16 protein-coding genes and 1 pseudogene are annotated in these 16,686 nt (G+C 60.3%); 10 read left to right on the forward strand and 7 right to left on the reverse strand.

Annotation, left to right across the window (positions count from 1 at the left end):
• Positions 1-22 precede the first annotated feature (22 nt).
• The 3 genes and pseudogenes from SD70_RS06265 to nfsA all read left to right on the forward strand — a co-directional run bounded on the left by SD70_RS06265 (position 23) and on the right by nfsA (position 3,058).
• On the forward strand, positions 23-856 hold the full coding sequence (locus SD70_RS06265; protein WP_052487111.1) for a phytanoyl-CoA dioxygenase family protein: 834 nt from the start codon (positions 23-25) through the stop codon (positions 854-856).
• Between the two features lie 147 nt (positions 857-1,003).
• Positions 1,004-2,268, forward strand: a pseudogene (locus tag SD70_RS06270) (aminopeptidase).
• Between the two features lie 43 nt (positions 2,269-2,311).
• Positions 2,312-3,058 (forward strand): oxygen-insensitive NADPH nitroreductase, encoded by a 747-nt coding sequence (nfsA, locus tag SD70_RS06275; protein ID WP_041046868.1) that lies wholly within the window; start codon positions 2,312-2,314, stop codon positions 3,056-3,058.
• A 7-nt stretch (positions 3,059-3,065) separates the two neighbouring features.
• Here nfsA and SD70_RS06280 read toward each other — a convergent pair whose 3' ends face one another.
• Entirely contained in the window at positions 3,066-3,797 is a 732-nt protein-coding gene (locus tag SD70_RS06280) for an SDR family NAD(P)-dependent oxidoreductase (protein WP_041046774.1), read from the reverse strand.
• 157 nt (positions 3,798-3,954) lie between these two features.
• On the opposite strand from SD70_RS06280, the gene SD70_RS06285 reads away from it, so the two are divergent.
• Both SD70_RS06285 and glpX read left to right on the forward strand, forming a co-directional pair.
• A complete protein-coding gene (locus SD70_RS06285) occupies positions 3,955-4,275 on the forward strand; it encodes a hypothetical protein (RefSeq protein ID WP_041046775.1) in 321 nt (106 codons plus the stop codon).
• A gap of 90 nt (positions 4,276-4,365) precedes the next feature.
• Entirely contained in the window at positions 4,366-5,334 is a 969-nt protein-coding gene (glpX, locus tag SD70_RS06290; protein ID WP_041046776.1) for a class II fructose-bisphosphatase, read from the forward strand.
• Positions 5,335-5,364: 30 nt separating this feature from the next.
• Here glpX and SD70_RS06295 read toward each other — a convergent pair whose 3' ends face one another.
• Entirely contained in the window at positions 5,365-6,216 is an 852-nt protein-coding gene (locus tag SD70_RS06295; protein ID WP_041046777.1) for an AraC family transcriptional regulator, read from the reverse strand.
• A gap of 121 nt (positions 6,217-6,337) precedes the next feature.
• On the opposite strand from SD70_RS06295, the gene SD70_RS06300 reads away from it, so the two are divergent.
• The 3 genes from SD70_RS06300 (at position 6,338) to SD70_RS06310 (ending at position 9,391) form a co-directional block, all read left to right on the forward strand.
• Positions 6,338-7,339, forward strand: a complete 1,002-nt coding sequence (locus SD70_RS06300; protein WP_041046869.1) for a Gfo/Idh/MocA family protein — start codon at positions 6,338-6,340, stop codon at positions 7,337-7,339.
• Positions 7,340-7,353: 14 nt separating this feature from the next.
• On the forward strand, positions 7,354-8,292 hold the full coding sequence (locus SD70_RS06305; protein WP_041046778.1) for an aldo/keto reductase: 939 nt from the start codon (positions 7,354-7,356) through the stop codon (positions 8,290-8,292).
• A gap of 166 nt (positions 8,293-8,458) precedes the next feature.
• Complete coding sequence (locus SD70_RS06310; RefSeq protein ID WP_052487112.1) at positions 8,459-9,391, forward strand: S-layer homology domain-containing protein; 933 nt, start codon at positions 8,459-8,461, stop codon at positions 9,389-9,391.
• Between the two features lie 247 nt (positions 9,392-9,638).
• On the opposite strand, the gene SD70_RS06315 is transcribed toward SD70_RS06310, so the two are convergent.
• On the reverse strand, positions 9,639-10,289 hold the full coding sequence (locus SD70_RS06315; RefSeq protein WP_041046780.1) for a hypothetical protein: 651 nt from the start codon (positions 10,287-10,289) through the stop codon (positions 9,639-9,641).
• 147 nt (positions 10,290-10,436) lie between these two features.
• On the opposite strand from SD70_RS06315, the gene SD70_RS06320 reads away from it, so the two are divergent.
• On the forward strand, positions 10,437-11,363 hold the full coding sequence (locus SD70_RS06320; RefSeq protein ID WP_041046781.1) for an AEC family transporter: 927 nt from the start codon (positions 10,437-10,439) through the stop codon (positions 11,361-11,363).
• 11 nt (positions 11,364-11,374) lie between these two features.
• Here the strand turns inward: SD70_RS06320 and SD70_RS06325 are convergent, their stop codons facing one another.
• Together SD70_RS06325 and SD70_RS06330 are read right to left on the reverse strand one after the other, a co-directional pair.
• Positions 11,375-11,992: an NUDIX hydrolase gene (locus tag SD70_RS06325; protein WP_231571068.1), complete on the reverse strand. Its 618-nt coding sequence runs from the start codon at positions 11,990-11,992 to the stop codon at positions 11,375-11,377.
• A gap of 35 nt (positions 11,993-12,027) precedes the next feature.
• Positions 12,028-13,440, reverse strand: a complete 1,413-nt coding sequence (locus tag SD70_RS06330; protein ID WP_041046783.1) for a PASTA domain-containing protein — start codon at positions 13,438-13,440, stop codon at positions 12,028-12,030.
• 259 nt (positions 13,441-13,699) lie between these two features.
• On the opposite strand from SD70_RS06330, the gene SD70_RS06335 reads away from it, so the two are divergent.
• Entirely contained in the window at positions 13,700-14,281 is a 582-nt protein-coding gene (locus SD70_RS06335) for a uracil-DNA glycosylase (protein ID WP_052487113.1), read from the forward strand.
• 102 nt (positions 14,282-14,383) lie between these two features.
• Here the strand turns inward: SD70_RS06335 and SD70_RS06340 are convergent, their stop codons facing one another.
• Complete coding sequence (locus SD70_RS06340; protein ID WP_041046784.1) at positions 14,384-15,871, reverse strand: S8 family peptidase; 1,488 nt, start codon at positions 15,869-15,871, stop codon at positions 14,384-14,386.
• A gap of 144 nt (positions 15,872-16,015) precedes the next feature.
• A complete protein-coding gene (locus SD70_RS06345; RefSeq protein WP_041046785.1) occupies positions 16,016-16,681 on the reverse strand; it encodes a bifunctional 2-keto-4-hydroxyglutarate aldolase/2-keto-3-deoxy-6-phosphogluconate aldolase in 666 nt (221 codons plus the stop codon).
• Between the last annotated feature and the right edge of the window lie 5 nt (positions 16,682-16,686).

A 16,686-nucleotide genomic window follows, 5' to 3' on the forward strand; every position in this document is an offset into this window, starting at 1 on the left:
ACACAAAGGAGACCAACCGATTATGGCCATCGACAATAAGCTTGCCGGGCTGCCGCCGCTGGACGATAGCTACGAGCTGACGAACGAGCAGACGGAAGCGTACCGGCGCGACGGACACATATTGCTGCGAGGCGTCGTGAACGGCGCCGAACTGGAGGCATACCGGCCCGTCATCCGCGATCTCGTCATGGAGCTCAATTACCAGACGAAGCCGATGCACGAACGGGATACGTACGGCAAAGCTTTTATCCAGATTATCAATTTGTGGCGCAAAAGCGAAGCAGCCAAACGGTTCGTGCTGGCGCGGCGCTTCGGCAAAATCGCCGCCGAGCTTATGGGCGTGGACGCCGTCCGCGTCTATCATGACCAGGCTTTGTTCAAGGAGCCGGGCGGGGGCCATACCCCGTGGCATCAAGATCAAATTTATTGGCCGCTCGACACCGACAAGACGATAACGATGTGGATGCCGCTCGTTCCGATTCCGGAGGAGGTCGGCTCGATGACGTTCGCTTCCGAGTCGCAACGCAAAGGACTTATCGACCGGGTGGAAATTTCCGACGAATCGCACCGGACGCTGCAGCAGTACATCGACGGCAAAGGCTTCCGCAAAGTGAATTACGGCGCGATGGCGGCCGGCGACGCGACGTTCCATTCCGGCTGGACGCTGCACGCGGCGCAGGGCAACCCGACGGACGCGATGCGGGAAGTGATGACGATCATATACTACGCCGACGGTTTAACGGTGGCCGAGCCGGACAGCAAGGCGCGCCAGAACGATATGCGCGCTTTCTTCCCGGGCCTCAAGCCGGGCGACCTCGCCGCCACGGAGCTGAACCCGGTCGTGTACCGCAAATGAAAAACCTGTACGGATCCAAAACGAAGCGGCTCCCGAACATGGAAGCCGCTTCGTTTTGCGCCTATTTGCGTTCTCCAGCCTCATGAGGAATAATAAGGAGTGGCATTCCGTCTTATCCATTATGTGCTGTTAAAGGAGCTAAGGAAGATGACTTTACCCGTCAACTTCGACGATACGTTCGAACAAAACTTGGATAAATATGCGGAGCTCGTCGTTAAGGTCGGCACCAACTTGCAGCCCGGCCAAGTGCTGCTGATCGAGTCGCCGCTCGAGAACGCCCCGTTTACGCGCCGCATCGTCCGCAAGGCGTACGAGGCGGGGGCCAAATACGTGCAGGTGATGTGGGACGACGAAGCCGTCACCCGCATTCGCTACGAATCGGCGCCGGACGAGTCGTTCTCGTACTATCCCGCCTGGCAGGCGCGCACGATGGAAATGCTCGCGGAGAGCGGGGGAGCGCTCTTGCACATCAAAGTGCCGGATCCGGAGCTGTACCGCGGCATCGAGTCGCGGAAAGTATCGTCGGCGACGAAGGCGATGCTGACCGCGCGGCAAACGTATTCGTCCTACGTCCGCACGAACAAGTTCAGCTGGTGCCTGATCAAAGCGCCGACCGCAGCCTGGGCGGCGAAGGTAATGCCTGAACTGCCCGCGGCGGACCGCATTGCGGCGATGTGGGACGCGATTTTCCGCATGAACCGCATATACGAGGACGATCCGGTCGCCGCCTGGCAAACACATATCGACCGGCTGACGCGGCTGCAAAATATACTCAATGAGAAGCGCTACAAGAGGCTGCACTACAAGCGCCCGGCACCGATTTGCGCGTCGAGCTGGCAGAAGGCCACATTTGGCTCGGCGGCGGCGATTACAACCAGTCCGGCGTTTATTTCGTGCCGAACATGCCGACGGAGGAAGTGTTCACGATGCCGCACCGGCTCGGCGTGAACGGCACGGTAACGAGCACGCTGCCGCTTAACCTGAACGGCCGCATCGTCGACAAGTTTACGCTCACGTTCCGGGACGGCGAAGTCGTCGGCCATACGGCCGAAGTCGGGCTGCAGTACTTGACAGAGCTGCTGGACATCGACGCGGGGATGCGACGCCTCGGCGAGATCGCGCTCGTGCCGCACGATTCGCCGATCTCGAATCTCGGCCGCATTTTTTACAACACCGGCATCGACGAAAATGCTTCGTGCCACTTCGCGCTCGGCAGCGCCTACCCGGTCAACCTCGAGGGCGGCGCCGCCATGTCCAAAGATCAGCTGCTGGCGCGCGGCGGTAACGTCAGCCTGAACCATGTCGATTTCATTATCGGTTCCGCCCGGCTCGACATCGACGGGGAGCTTGCGGACGGTACGACGGAGCCGATTTTCCGGCAAGGCAATTGGGCGATCGAGATTACGGCGTAAGCTTGTCCGGGCAAGGGAGACATAACCTATGAACGAAACGGATATGAACGAAACGTTGCGGCTGCTGCTCGCTCACCGTTCGATCCGCCGCTTCCGGCCCGATCCGGTGCCGGCGGAGACGGTGGAACGCATCATCGGTGCGGCGCAGGCGGCCTCGACCTCGTCGAACATCCAGGCATACAGCGTCGTCGGGGTAACGGACGCCGGGGCGAAGCGCCGGCTCGCCGAGCTGACCGGAGGGCAGCGCCACGTCGAGCAGTGCCCGCTCTTTCTCGTTTGGTGTGCGGATTTGCACCGGCTGCAGCTCGCCGGGCGCATCGCGAATCCGGCGTTTGCGCTCGAGCCGAACGTAGAGACGTTTCTGCTTGCCACCGTCGACGCCGCGCTCGCCGCGCAGAACGCCGCCGTTGCCGCGGAGTCGCTCGGCTACGGCATCGTCTATATCGGCGGCATACGCAACCGCCCCGCCGAAGTAACGGAGCTGCTCGGCTTGCCGCAGCTCGTCTACCCGGTGTTCGGCATGTGCGTCGGCGTGCCCGACCAGCAGCCGGATCCACGGCCGCGGTTGCCGCAAAGCGCCGTATACCATAGCGGCCGCTACAGCGATGACGATGCGCTGGAAGCGGCCGTGCGGGAATACGACGAGACGATGAGAAGCTACTATGCGCGGCGCGCCGGCGGCGGTCGAGACACCGTCTGGTCGAAAGAGATGGCCAACCGGCTTAGCGGCGCCAATCTTCGCCGGCATTTGCACGACTACTTGCTGGCGCAAGGCTTCGAGTTCCGCTGAAAGGCGATTACTCCAGGTACATCATTTTGCGGGTCATGCCGCCGTCGACCGTAATGTTCGCGCCGGTGACGAAGCTGTTGTCCGGATCGGTCAAGTAAAAGCATGCCTTGACGATGTCCTGCGGCATGCCGACGCGCCCGGCCGGATGCTGGGCATGATCGGCCTCGCGCAGCGCATCGTAATCGCCCGTCTCGATCCAGCCTGGGGAGATACAGTTGACGCGAATGCGGTCCGGGCCGAGCGAGACGGCGAGCGCGTGGGTGAGCGCGACGATGCCTCCCTTGGAGGCGGCGTACGCTTCCGAATTCGGCTCGGACATGAAGGCGCGGGTCGAGGCGATGTTGACGATCGAGCCGCCGCGGCCGCTTTGCCTCATGCGCGCCGCCGCCTCGCGGGCGCAAAGGAACGTGCCGCGCAAGTTCGTGTTTAGCACGTCGTCCCATTCCTCGAGCGTCAGCTCATAGGGGGATTTCCAGCGCCCGATGCCGGCATTGTTGATCACGATGTCGACGGCTCCGTAAACGTTCGCGGCGCGTTCGACGAGCCCGGCTATATCGCCCGGACGGCGCATGTCGGCCGCCACGAATTGGGCCGTTCCGCCTTCGGCGCGCATCGCCGCGGCGGCGGCTTCGCCGTGCTTCGCATCGATGTCGCCGAGCGTAACGCGCGCTCCGGCGCGGCAGTAAGCGGCGGCTAGCTGGCGCCCGATGCCGCGCTTGCGCCGGAAATAATAACGGATAAACTGTCAAATGGCACGGAATCGTCTCCTTTATCGTGCAGATTTACTACTAACATAGCGAACTTCGGATCCATTTTCCAGTGAACGGTCATACCATTGCCCTATTTGATATAGTAAAATGATACATAAAGCTTGCGGTGTGCGGAGGACCTCGGTCATGGAAATAGATAGACATGCGCTTATCGCTAAATTTTTTGCCGTGCTGCGCAATTTGAATCACTCGAAGGACGACATTTTGGAAGTGCGCAAGTTTTTCGAGCTGCTGTCCGAGGTGCGCACGTACGTTCCGCCGACTGTCGAATTTATGACCGTGCTGAAAACGTACCGGCCGAAGCTGTTCCAGGAATTCAAAACGTCGCTGATCCCGAATTCGCGGATGCAGATGCTGGCGACGATCAATTTTCATATCGGCCAGGCGCTGATCAATTTGGGCATCACCGACCAGGCCCAATTGCAGCAAGCGATCAAAGGGCGCTAATACGCCGTTGCTTTCCTACATCTTCATCCGTTATGCTACAATCGTTAGCAGCTTGCATCATTTGCAACTATCGCCAAGGGGGAGTTATGAATGGAGAGAGAGCTGGCACTCGAAGTCGTGCGCGTGACGGAGCTGGCGGCGCTAGCGTCGGCACGCTGGATGGGAAGGGGCCTCAAGCATGAAGCGGACGGAGCGGCGACAGCGGCGATGCGGGCGATGTTCGATTCGGTATCGGTCAAAGGCACCGTCGTGATCGGCGAAGGCGAAATGGATGAAGCGCCGATGCTGTATATCGGGGAGAAGGTCGGCAATCAGGAAGGCCCGGAGGTCGACATCGCCGTAGACCCGTTGGAAGGCACCGAGCTGGTGGCCAAAGGGCTGAACAACGCGATGGCTGTCGTGGCGATAGCGCCGAAAGGGCATTTGCTGCATGCGCCGGACATGTACATGGAAAAGCTGGCCTGCGGCCCGCTGCTGAAAGGGCGGCTGCGCCTCGCCGACCCGCTGGACGTTACGCTGATGAAGACGGCGCAAATTTTAAACAAGCCGATTTCCGATTTGACGGTAACGATTTTGGAGCGGGAGCGCCATAAAAAGCACATCGAGACGCTGCGCTCCGTCGGCTGCCGCATCAAGCTGTTGAGCGACGGCGATGTGGCGGGGGCGATCGCGCCTGCGTTCGCCCAGACCGGCGTCGACTTGTATATCGGCTCCGGCGGTGCGCCGGAAGGCGTGCTGGCCGCCGCAGCGCTGTCGTGCCTTGACGGCGAGCTGCAGGGCCGCCTCATGCCGATGACGGCGGAAGAAGAGGAGCGGTGCCGGGCGATGGGGCTGGAAGATCCGACGAAAGTGCTGACGATGGATCAGATGGTCGGCGACGGCGACGTCATTTTCGCGGCGACCGGCATTACCCCAGGCGATTTCCTTGACGGCGTATTGATGCTGCCGGGGCAGCGCGCCGAGACGCACTCGCTCGTCATGCGCGCCAAGACGCGCACGATTCGCCACATCAAGACGAGCCATTACTTGCCGAACAAGCCGCTGTCCGGCCTCGGCTGACATAGGCGGCTCTACGGGACAGCATCCCGTTTACGAGCCGCGCTCGAACAGCTTGCGGTATTGCGTTGGGGTCATCCCTTCGTATTCCAGAAATCTTTTATTGAAATAGCTCACGCTCGGATAGCCGGCGTCGCGGGCAATCGCCCCGACGGCGGCTTCTTTGTGCTCGAGCAGGCGCTGCTTCGCCGTCTGCAGCCGGCATCTCGTCATGAACTCGAGCGGCGTCATGTTCGCCGCCCTGCGGAACAGCTTGCAAAAGTAGTACGTGCTGACGCCGGCGGCTTCGGCCCACTCCTCCAGCAAAAACGGCTCGCACGCCTTGCTCTGCATGACCGGGAGCAGCCGGACGATGCGCTCGTAGGCGTCGGCTCCGGCCGGGGAGTTTGGCGTGAGCGGCTCGGCCTGGGCCATGAATTCGGCGACGACGGCGTAGGTGAGCGTCGACAGCCGCGTCGGCCGCAGCATTTTGTACCGTTCCGATTCGTCCAGGAGCAGCTCGTGCGCTTCTTCCCAGTCGGCGAGCTGGCGCAGCGTCCATACGAGCGAGCGGTGCATGCGCCGCTCCAGCAAATGCGCCATTAGCGGCTCGCGGCCGTAAAAATGAACCCACAGCACGTCCCACGGCTCGTCCTCGCCGGAATAGTAGCGCTGTGCGCTCATCGGAAAATACAGAAACGCGTCTCCGCGCCGCAGCTCGTACCGCTTTCCTTCCGCCTCCACATAGCCGTGGCCGGCGGCGACGACGTGAATGCTGAAGTTGTTTAGCGACCCCGCTTCGCGCGTAACGCTGTGACCGGGCCAATCGGCGTACCGCCCGACCGACCACGGAAAGCAAAAATACGGCTGATCGACAATCGTCGGAAAATGGACCTGCCGATGCATCATGAACCCTCCATGACAATATTGTTGTAATGCAATGCAATAAATTTTTATATTCAAGGGACATAGGAAGGAATATAATCACAATATCATATTATTTTGAGGAGGAACAGAAGTTATGGACATGAGCCGAAAGCTGCGTTGGGGCATACTCGGCTGCGCCGGCATTGCCAAGCGCGCCTTCATTCCGGGTGTTGCCGATTCGCAGTCGGGCACGCTGGCCGCTATCGCCAGCCGCGATCTGGATAAAGCGAAGGAGACGGCCGCCGAGTTCGGCATCGCCCGCGCGTATGGAAGCTACGAAGAGCTGCTGGCGGATCCTGAAATTGACGCCGTTTACATACCGCTGCCGAACCATTTGCACAAGGAATGGACGATTCGCGCGGCGCAGGCGGGGAAGCATGTGCTGTGCGAGAAGCCGGCGGCGCTGAACGCGCACGAGGCGGCGGAAATGGCGGAGGCGTGCCGCGCGGCGGGGGTTCATTTTGCCGAGGCGTTCATGTACAGGCACCATCCCCGCTACCGGATGATCAAGGAAGTGATCGACTCCGGGGAAATCGGGGCGCTGCGCGGCGTCCACGGCGCGTTCACGTTCAACGGCGCGGCCAACAAGCAAAACGTTCGCTATCGCCAGGATTGGGGCGGTGGCTCGCTGTACGACGTAGGCTGTTATCCGATCAGTGCGGCGCGGCTGCTCATCGGCGCGGAGCCGATTGCGGCGACGGTGCACGCCTATTTCTCGCCGGAGCACGATAACGTCGATATGATGGCTTCGGGTCTTCTCGAATTTCCGGGATCGATCGCCCTCACGTTCGACTGCGGCATGTGGGCGGCGTTCCGCAACACGCTCGAAGTGCTCGGAACGGACGGCTTTATCGAAGTGCCGTCGGCTTACATTTACCCGAAAGAGCCGGGCGGCGCCAACTTCTTCGTGACGACGAAGGCAGGGCGGCGCGAAGTTGAAGTGTCGACCGTCAATCAATATGCGCTGCAGGCCGACGATTTTGCGCGCGCCGCGCTTGCGGGCGCTGCGCCCGTCGCATCGCCGGCTGATGCGATAGCGGGCATGAGAGCGCTTGATGCGTGTCTCGAATCGGCGCGCACGCGCCGCCGGATTATTTTGTAAGGGAGGCTGCGAAGATGCAGTTCATCGACATTGCGGGAGCGGGCAAACCGGTATCCCGTCTGATCAAAGGGTCGGATTATTTCCGTCACGACAATTACGAAACGGTAGCGCGCAATCTGGACGCCTATCTCGCAATCGGCGGCAATACGGTCGATACGGCGCACATTTATAGCGGCGGCCAGAGCGAGGAAGTGCTCGGCAAATATTTGAGCGAGACCGGCAACCGCGACAAGATCGTCATTTTGACGAAAGGCGCGCACCATGACCGAAACGGACCGCGCGTAGACAAGGCTTCGATCGACAGCGATTTGCGGACGAGCCTGGAGCGGCTGCAGACCGGCTTCATCGAGCTGTACGCCTTGCACCGCGACAATCCGGACGTGCCGGTCGGCCCAATCATCGATGCGCTGAACGAGCACATCGAGGCTGGCCGCATCGGAGCGATCGGCGCGTCCAACTGGACGTGGCAGCGGCTGGAGGAGGCGAACGAATACGCGGCCAAGCACGGCTTGGTCGGCTTCTCCTTCAGCAGCCCGAACCTCAGCCTGGCCAAAGCGAACGAGCCGTTCTGGGCGGGCTGCGTCTCGGCCGACGCGGAAACGTGCCGCTGGCACGAGCGCACCGGGATGCCGCTGCTTTCCTGGTCGTCGCAGGCGCGCGGCTTTTTCACCGGGCGGTTTACGCCGGACGTGCGCGACAACGCCGATCTGGTGCGGGTGTTTTACAGCGACGACAACTGGGAGCGGTACCGCCGGGCGGAACGGCTCGCGGCCGAGAAGGGCGTGACGACGATTCAGATTGCGCTCGCCTACGTGCTCAATCAGCCGTTCCCGGCGGCGGCGCTCATCGGCGCGCAAAACCCGGAGGAGCTTCGTTCTTGCGAGGAAGGCGAGCAGATCAAGCTGAGCCGCGCCGAGCTCGATTGGCTCGATTTGACCGCCGCCGAGCGTTAAGAACATCACCAATGCTCAATAGGAAACGAACCGGCGCCCGCCGTTTGCGGGGACCGGTTCGTTTTTTTGCTGTGGATAGACCATAATGATAGGGGCTGCAACATTTATTCGGCGCGAACCGTTAATAAAATAGCTCCGGAGCAAAATGGAAAAAGCAGGTGAGATGATGAAACGAAGATGGACCATGCTTGCCGTCTTGTCGCTATGCATGCTTTTGTTTTTCGGCACAAGCGCATTCGCCTTCGACGATTTGAGCGGCATTCCCGGCAGCAGCAAGATCGAAAGCTTGAAGAACGATCGCATCGTAAGCGGGGACAGCGAGAAAGAGTTTAAGCCGCACCGGAAAACGACGTACGCCGAAGGCATCCAGCTGATCGTGAAAGGCCTCGATTTGAATATCGACAACATCAAGTTTATCAAGAAGCCCGAGGCCAGCGATTATTTCACGAAGGTGCCCGATGATGCCTGGTACGCGCAAGCATTTATTATCGCCCAGCATAACGGCATGGATTTGCCGCGGAATATCGATCCGAAAAGCGCAATGAGCCGCCAAGATTTCGCCATGTATTTGGCGCGGGCGATTACGTACAAGTGGACGTTTATGCAAACGATGCAGTTTATCGTCTTCGCCGATTCGGACGAAGTGTCCAAGGAGGCGTCGAGCGCCGTGCAAATGCTGCTTAAGGCGCACATTGCCGAGCTGGACAAAGAGAACCGGTTCCGTCCGGCGGACCGAATTACCCGCGCGGAAGCGGCTGTGATGATCTACAATGCGCGCTTGTTCGTCAAAGACAAGGAATTGCGCGACCATTCGGGCGATCCGAGCCAGCCGCCGGTGCAGAACGAGAAAGTCGATGTGCAAATCAAAGCGGTCAATTCGAGCGTGAACGAAGTGACGCTCGTTTGGGGCGAGAAGCCGAACCCCGGCTACCGCATCACGATCGACCGCATTCAATTTACGGACGACCGCAAGGCGATCGTTTACTATCAGCTGCACTATCCGCAGCCGGGCGACTCGTACGCGCAAGTCGTTACCGATGCGAAGGCGGTTACGTATGTGGATGCCGGGTACCAAGTATCGGCACAGCGGATGGAGTAAGCTCGGCACGGTAATAAAGAGGACGAAAAAAGCAGCGCCAGCTCGTTCCCGCAAGGGAGTAGCCGGCGCTGCTTTTTTGACCGTTAAAGAATGTTTAAGTTCTGTGAAACGATAAAGCGAACAGAAGAACATTCTTTACGGCATGAAAAGCTTCCTCGCTTACGAAGCGAGTTTTGCTACGCAAAACTTGTAGGTCGCTCATCATCGAAAAGGCTTCGAAAGCAGCTTTTCTTATCGTTGGCCGCTGTCAGGCGTTCGCTTCTTGCATTTCCTTCAGCTGGTACAGCGCTTGTACGAGCGAGTCGGCGGGATCGCGGTTCATCAAGTACAGCGTCAGCAAATAGTGCAGCGGAATCGCGCACGTATTGTTGCCATCGGAGATGCTCGGAAACCCGGCTTCCAGCACCGGTCCGTGTTCCGGATGGAGCTCGAGATCGACGTACACCGGCTCCGGCTCGAACTCTTCGCGCACCGTCTGCGCGCAGTGCGGCACGATGTGCTTGTCGAACAGTTCTTTCGCATCGTCCTCGGATTGCGGCGGATTCGGCAGCGGCTTGCTTTCCGGACTGCGGATGAGGTCGACGTAAAACGACGTCAGCCACAGCACCGCGTTCGGATTCGTCTGAAACTGGCGCACCAGCTCCGATAAGAAAAAGCCGCACGCATACGAATTGCCTTCCTTCTGCAGCACGAACGCCATCATCGGGCCGTGCAGCTGGTGCTGGCCGACTTGGCCATCGACTTCGTAATCCGGGAACTGCTCTTTCAGAACGTTCTGGATCAGCTGATACCAATTGAAAATAATTTCCGATGCGTCGGGTGCTCTGGAAGCCGGCTCACCCTCTAGCTCGTGATCTTGCTTCGCTTCCGGCTGCCCGCCGGCTTCATCGTGGGCCATTGTGCGCTCCTCCTTACTTGCTTTCATCATACCACGAACAACGGGCAAAAGAAAAAAACATTCGCTGGCAGCGCTCCGCAATGCGATGTCATCTGATATAATAGGGAGGCTGTCTCCAGCAAAATTCACCGCAAGAAGGACCTGACGATGAACTACTTCTCTCATATTCTCATTAACAACGTCATTCCGCTTTCCATCATGATCGCCCTTGGAGCGCTGCTGTACCGCTTGTTCAAGCTGGACATCAGGACGCTGTCGAAGCTGAACTTTTACTTATTTTCTCCGGCCGTCATGCTTAAAATGTTGTACGAATCGACGATCTCGTTCGCCATTCTCGGTCAAGTGCTGCTTTTCTTCGCCGTTTACTTCACGTCGCTGTTCGTTATGACCGAGGGGGTCATCCGCGTTCGCGGCTTGAAGAACGGCATGCGCACGGCGATGCGCAACAGCATCATTTTTTATAATAGCGCAAACTATGCGATCCCGCTCAACCAGCTCGTATTCGTCGGCGACGCCTTTACGCTGTCGGTGCAAATCGTCATTATGATGATGCAGAGCCTCATTCCGAACACATACGGCATTTACAGCGTCAACAGCGAGCAGAAAGACCGCCGGCTCGTATGGCGCACGATTTTGACGATGCCGGTCATCTATGTGATACCGGTCGCATTTTTGCTGCGCGGCTTCCATGTGCCGATCCCGGCCGCGATTTATACGCCAATCGGCTATATCGCGAACGCATTTAGCGCTACCGCGCTGCTGACGCTCGGCGTACAGATCGGCAGCATGAAGTGGAAGCTGCGCTTCTCGGACGTGCTCTTGTCCAATACGATGCGGCTGCTCGTAGGACCGCTGCTCGGCTTCGGCATCGTGCTTGCTTTCGGCTTCCACGGGCCGCTGGCGCAAGCGCTAGTGCTTTCTTGCGCGGTGCCGACGTCGCTCAGCTCCGTACTGCTCGCCGTAGAGTTCGACAACGAGCCCGAATTCGCTTCCCAGGCCGTGTTTTCGTCGACGATTTTCAGCATTGTGACGGTTACGTTCGTCATCTATGGGATGAGGCTGTTCGTGCATTAACCGGAATGCGGTTAGTCCGCGACACCGAGTCCGGCGAGCGTTTTCAGCACCATGCCGTAGTACGCCCGGTCGTGCGGAACGAAGTGCCGGGCGTTTACGCTGCGGGTATCGTCGGCGAGCGTGCCGTCCGGCCGCAAGGCGACGCCGGAAACCGAAATGTCCTCGCCGTCCAGCATGCGCTCTACGTCCGCCAGCTTTACCCGGTACAAGCCCGCCACTTCCTCCGGCTGAAGCCGGTAGGCGGCAAGGGGCAAAGAACGTTCCAACACAAACACATGGCAAAACTCGCGGTCGATCCAGCCGTTCGCGAGCTCTTGCACTGCCTCGTAAACGCCGCACGGCGTCAGCTCCGCAAAGGCGGCTTCGATGCCGAGCTCTTCGGCAAGCTCGCGGACGCCGTCCGCCGCAGTTTCCCCGGCAAGCAGGTGGCCGGCGCACGAAATGTCGAGCAGACCGGGGAACGTGTCTTTGCCGGCATGCCGCAGCTGGAACAGCAAGCAAGTCCCGCCGCCATCGTCCTTGCCGTAAATCCAGCATTGGAACGTGCGGTGCCACAATCCCCGTTCGTGCGCCTCTTGCCGCGATGCCGTGCCGATGCGGCGGCCTTCGCGATCCCATATGTCAAACATTTCCGCTTGACTCATCCGTCTTTTCGACCCTCTCTCTATTTGCCTTTGCTGACCCAGAACGTGACGCTGTCGCCCCGTACGGCGGCGGCGCCGCTTTGCGGATCTTGCTTGAATACCGTTCCTTGCGCGGCATCGTTACTTTCCAAGTAAAACGTGTAGTGAAGGCCGGCGGCAAGCGCTGCCTTCTCGGCATCGGCGCGCGACAATCCGACGAGCTTAGGAATCGTCGTTGGACCGGAAGCGGCGGCACTGCTTCCGGCTTCCTTATCGGCTGCAACCGGACCCGCCGCCGGTTGCGACGGCGCGGACTTGGCGGGGGCGCTTGTCGTCCCCGCATCGGCGGCAGGCTGTTGCTGCTTCGGACGCGTTTCGGTAACGGCGCTATCGTGCCCGCCGAGCCGGAAAATGAACGTCAGCACGCCGATAAATACGACGACGAACAAACACGCCGCGCCGGATACGATAGCCAGCCTGCGCCAAACGCGGCTGCGGCCGGCAGGGGCTGTCTCTTCGTCGTCCGCAGCGTCCACATCTGCCTCTTGGGACGGCTGTTCGTAAGCGGCGCGGCTCGCGGGAGCGGCAGTGCCGGGAACAGCAGAGGCGCTGTATGCGGCGCGGCTCTCGGAAGCCGCAGAGGCAGTGCCGAGAGCAGCAGAGGAAGGGCGGGAAGCGGCGGAGGCGCTGTATGCGGCGGGGGCGCCGGAGGCAGCGTAAGCGGCGGCGGGCCGGGATGGCCGGCTGCCGGCGCCGGCCGCTGCCGAGGACGAAGAAGCCGCCATGCACAGCCGCAGCTCGGCGAGAAACGCCGTAAGCGCCAGCTTTTCCCGAAATGTACGGACGACCAGCGACACGATCGCCTCCAGCGTTGCGGCAGGAAGCTCACGCAGAGCGAGGCGAATGCGCTGCTCGGCCATGTCGGGCGATTCCGGCAACGTTTCTTCCTTCATGCTGAGTTGAACGAGCAAGTTGCACAGCCCGACAGCGCCTTTGGCATAATCGGGCGCGGCTTCCCAATACCGGATCGGCAACAATCTCCCGCCGTGTCCGAGCCACAAGTTGTCGGCGAGCACGGAATAGCCGTACACGCCCTCTTCGGCCGCCTCCTGCATCGCCAGTCCGAGCTGGTACAAGCTGGCCAGCATGCCGTCCGCCGTCATCCGGTGTTTCCGCAGCTGCTGCGCGAGCGGCGGCCCTTCGGACCATTTGAACACCGCATAAGGCTTGCCGAGACTCATCCCGACATCGAGCAGATGCATGAAGTCGTTGTGGGTGAAACTGGCCGCCTGCAGCATGGCGTTTGCCGTTTCCGGATCGGCAAGCTTGCTTTCCGGCACGTACACGAGAACGCGCCGCTGCAGCGACAAGTCCTCGGCTTCAAACAGCTGCCCGCCGGGCATCGCCTGCACGGAAGCGCGGACCGCATAGCGGCCGCCGAAGCATTGTTCCATAATCCAGTACCCCTTTCTGTATCCAACAACGAAAGTGCTATGCCTACATTATTCGCAAACGGATCGCCGTTTGTGCCGCCTGCGGCAACAAGCCCATCGTACACAGTCCGCTGGCGCAAGCTCATTCTTTAGACGCCGGCATGATGCCGGGTGTTGCAGCAACCCGGGAATTTGCGGGAGCGTCTGTATGGCACGATACTAGTTTAGCGCATGCTGGAAAGAAAGACGAGAAGCGTACCGAGGAGGAAACGAGCAAACGATGACCTTTCAGCCGAAAATATGGCAGGAAGACCCGCCACCGGCTGGTCTGGAAGCGTGCATGAAGTGCGAGCTGGCGAAGCAGCGGACGAGAGTCGTGTGGGGGGAAGGCAATCCTCATGCGTCGATCTTAGTCGTTCTCGACAACCCCGGCGCGCGCGAGGACGCTGCAGGCGAGCCGTTCGTCTGCGGCACGCGGGCGACGCTTCAGGAGGCAGCGGCCGAAGCCGGGCTCGGCGAAGCGGAGCTGTACGTCACGTACGTGCTGAAATGCCGGCCGCGCCGGGCATACGACAAAGAAGAGGCGCGCAGCGCTTGCTTTGCGCATTTCCAGCTGCAGCTGCTGCGGCAAAGGCCGCGGCTCGTGCTCGCTCTCGGCAACGTTGCGGCGCAAACGCTTTTCGCCGACCCGGAGGCGGAGGTGAAACGGCTTCGCGGCTCGTGGCACGAAGTCTTGGGGCTCGCCGCCGCCGTATCGTACCATCCGCTTGCCGTGCGGCGCCGACCGACGCTATGGGGAGTGTTTCGGCGCGATTGGCAGATGGTGGCGGAGAAATGGGCGGAGCTTGGCAGCATGTTGTAACGATATGCACAAAAAAGCGCACAGCGCAGCGGATAACACCGGCAACGAAAAAGGAAGCCGCTCCTCGGTCGGAGGCGCGGCTTCCTTTTGCAAAAAAGACCTTTATTTCAATGCGGTATAGGCGTTTGCTTCGCCGCTGCCGAACAGTGCGTCTTGCCCGGGTTTGCCGTAATCGAGCGACGTTTGGCGGATGCGGGCGGCCACCTGCGATGGGTTGAAGTCGGGATGCGCCGCCTTGACAAGAGCTGCGATTCCGGCGACCTTCGGCGAAGCCATCGAGGTGCCGTGCATCAGTGCATAGCCGGTCAAGTTGGAAGTGAAGTACGGCGCCAAATACGTCGGGTACGTGCTGAGCGAGCGGAAGTGGAAGTCGCGCTTGCTCAGATCGCCCGTTGCCGCGTACACCGGCCCGTTGTCGCCGCCAGGCGCCGCCACGTCGATCGCGCTCGCGCCGTAGTTCGAGTAAAAGGCGATTTGATCGGTTGACCATTTGATCGAGGAAGAGACCGTGATGACGCCTGGCGTTTGTCCGGGCACTTCCTTTGACGCACCGCGGAAAGTGAGGCCTAGATCGCCGTACGCGGCGTTCATGTAGTCGGTAATGTCGGTCGGATTGCTCAGGTTGAGCGTCTCGTTGCCGGCGGCTGCGACGACCGTTACGTTATGATCGACCGCATAGCGGACAGCGCGCTTCCACAAGAGCAGATCCGCGACATCGCTGTAGCTGCCCTCTCCTTGGAACGTATAGCGGGAGATGGCGTCGAAGCCGCCGATCGACATGTTGATGACGTCGACTTTATCGTTCGCCGCCTGAACGATCGCTGCCGTAATCCAGGATGTCGGAGCCGACCCGGCTTCGGGGAAAACGCGGTACGAGCGGATGCCGAGATCGGGGCCGACGCCTTTGAGCCGTCCGTTCGCGGCGATAGACCCGGCGACGTGAGTGCCGTGCCCTTCGCGGTCGCGGATGTCGGCCGGATCGCCTTTCTCCGAGTCGTCGACTCCAGCCGGTACGAAGTTCATGCCGCCGAGGAAGTTGCGCTTCAAGTCGGGATGGTTCGAATCGATGCCGGAATCGATGACGCCGACGACCGCCTTATGCTTGACAGTGCCGTCAGGCAGCGTCGTACCGCCGGTTTCCAGCTTGTAGGAGTCACCGTTGTGCGTAAGCCGCTGCATATCCCATTGATATGGCCAGAAGGTGGGGGAGTCCTGCGGGATGTCGGTGACAGGCTGTCCGTCGGCTGCGGCAGGCTCGCTCAAGCCGTCCGTCAGCTTGTGGCTCAGCTCAAGATTGGCGGCCTGAATGCCTTTGACGGATTTCAGGTTAGTGAGGAAACCCGGGTCGGCGGAACGAACCTCCAATCCGCCTAGCTCTGGCATCGCGCGCACGACTTGACCGCCCGCTTTGGCGATCGTGTCCCCATAATTCGCAGGCAAGCTGCCGGTAAAGGCGATCAGGTACGATCTGGCGGCAGTGTCCGCAGCGGCGTTTTGCTGCTGGGCCGGCTTGGAATAGCCAGTGGCACCGAACAGGACGGCGGAGAGGGCGACCGAACAGGCGAGTGTGACGGTGAGCTTCGATTTCATGATTTTCCTCCTTTAGGGTCGTATCGGGCAGGAAGCCCGCTGTTGCGTTAACTGTATTCTATTAACCGACGGTTGATTCCTTTGACGAAAAAAGCGTCCTTCTGTCGAATCGACTAGGACGCTTTTCTCATTTTTCATGTAGGTCTATCGTCTTGCCGCTTGGCGATACGCCTCGACATAAGCTTGCGCTTTGGCGGTGACCAGTGAATAGTCGCGTTTCTGCACCGCTTCCTTCGTCAAATCCGAACCGATGCCGACGGCGAATGCGCCGGCCTCGATCCATTCCTTCAGATTGGAGAGCGATACTCCGCCGGTCGGCATCAGGTTCGCCTGCGGCAGCGGCCCTTTAATCGTCGGGATAATCGACGGCGAGTACAGGTTGCCCGGGAACAGCTTGACGACATCGACTCCAAGCTCCAGAGCCGATGCGATGTCCTGGATCGTCATGCAGCCGGGCAGCACCGGCACGCGGTAGCGGTTGCACAGTACGATCGTTTCGCGACTCATGCTGGGCGAAACGACGAATTCGGCGCCGGCGAGCATCGTGGCGCGGGCCGTTTCCGGATCGAGCACGGTGCCGGAGCCGATGATGGCGTAATCGTCCGCTTCCGGACGGTCGCTTTGGTACTTTTTGGCCAGGGCGGTAATGGCCTCGAGCGCGAACGGCACGGTCATCGTCACTTCGATAACGCGGATGCCGCCTGCGATGGCGTGTACCGCCATCTGAACGACGTCTTCGGGGGAATCGCCGCGAAGCACGGCGACGACGCCGGCTTCGTGCATTTGCTGAATAAGGCGAAGTTTTTTCATATGTG

Source organism: Gordoniibacillus kamchatkensis (assembly GCF_000829455.1).
In the GTDB taxonomy this organism is placed as follows: domain Bacteria; phylum Bacillota; class Bacilli; order Paenibacillales; family NBRC-103111; genus Gordoniibacillus; species Gordoniibacillus kamchatkensis.

What these genes read in the sequence shown, in the direction of transcription:
- SD70_RS06265 (WP_052487111.1), top strand. Translation starts at nt 23, where the DNA reads ATGGCCATCGACAATAAGCTTGCCGGGCTGCCGCCGCTGGACGATAGC.
- SD70_RS06315 (WP_041046780.1), bottom strand. Translation starts at nt 10,289, where the DNA reads ATGGCCCACGATGAAGCCGGCGGGCAGCCGGAAGCGAAGCAAGATCAC.
- SD70_RS06320 (WP_041046781.1), top strand. Translation starts at nt 10,437, where the DNA reads ATGAACTACTTCTCTCATATTCTCATTAACAACGTCATTCCGCTTTCC.
- SD70_RS06305 (WP_041046778.1), top strand. Translation starts at nt 7,354, where the DNA reads ATGCAGTTCATCGACATTGCGGGAGCGGGCAAACCGGTATCCCGTCTG.
- SD70_RS06300 (WP_041046869.1), top strand. Translation starts at nt 6,338, where the DNA reads ATGAGCCGAAAGCTGCGTTGGGGCATACTCGGCTGCGCCGGCATTGCC.
- SD70_RS06335 (WP_052487113.1), top strand. Translation starts at nt 13,700, where the DNA reads ATGACCTTTCAGCCGAAAATATGGCAGGAAGACCCGCCACCGGCTGGT.
- SD70_RS06310 (WP_052487112.1), top strand. Translation starts at nt 8,459, where the DNA reads ATGAAACGAAGATGGACCATGCTTGCCGTCTTGTCGCTATGCATGCTT.
- SD70_RS06295 (WP_041046777.1), bottom strand. Translation starts at nt 6,216, where the DNA reads ATGCATCGGCAGGTCCATTTTCCGACGATTGTCGATCAGCCGTATTTT.
- SD70_RS06325 (WP_231571068.1), bottom strand. Translation starts at nt 11,992, where the DNA reads ATGTTTGACATATGGGATCGCGAAGGCCGCCGCATCGGCACGGCATCG.
- SD70_RS06285 (WP_041046775.1), top strand. Translation starts at nt 3,955, where the DNA reads ATGGAAATAGATAGACATGCGCTTATCGCTAAATTTTTTGCCGTGCTG.
- SD70_RS06330 (WP_041046783.1), bottom strand. Translation starts at nt 13,440, where the DNA reads ATGGAACAATGCTTCGGCGGCCGCTATGCGGTCCGCGCTTCCGTGCAG.
- SD70_RS06340 (WP_041046784.1), bottom strand. Translation starts at nt 15,871, where the DNA reads ATGAAATCGAAGCTCACCGTCACACTCGCCTGTTCGGTCGCCCTCTCC.
- glpX (WP_041046776.1), top strand. Translation starts at nt 4,366, where the DNA reads ATGGAGAGAGAGCTGGCACTCGAAGTCGTGCGCGTGACGGAGCTGGCG.
- nfsA (WP_041046868.1), top strand. Translation starts at nt 2,312, where the DNA reads ATGAACGAAACGTTGCGGCTGCTGCTCGCTCACCGTTCGATCCGCCGC.
- SD70_RS06345 (WP_041046785.1), bottom strand. Translation starts at nt 16,681, where the DNA reads ATGAAAAAACTTCGCCTTATTCAGCAAATGCACGAAGCCGGCGTCGTC.